The sequence below is a fragment of the Pseudomonas sp. SIMBA_067 genome (assembly GCF_046534675.1).
GTDB lineage: Bacteria > Pseudomonadota > Gammaproteobacteria > Pseudomonadales > Pseudomonadaceae > Aquipseudomonas > Aquipseudomonas putida.
In genome coordinates, this window is record NZ_JAWRYH010001563.1 from 1 (window position 1) to 228 (window position 228).

The 228-nt window shown below is 68.0% G+C and carries 1 pseudogene; it reads right to left on the bottom strand.

The features are described from left to right. A pseudogene (locus SB765_RS34710) lies at positions 1–228 on the bottom strand (glutathione S-transferase); the annotation flags it as partial.

Sequence of the window (228 nt, forward strand, 5' to 3'; positions counted from 1 at the left end):
TGGCTGGGTGGCAAGCTGCTGGTCGAGGACGCTGAAGGTGCCTTCGGTAAGGCTGCGGTAGCGCTTGAGCGCCGCAGGGTTGGGCGTGGCCTCGAAGCATTCGAAGTGCACGCGCTGGCCGAGCAGCGGCCCCATGCTGGCGCTGTGGTACATCAACCAGGTGATCGCCGCCCAGCGCGGCTGCGGCGCGGGGTCGAGCAATTGGCCGCTGAGCTGTGCCAGGTACAG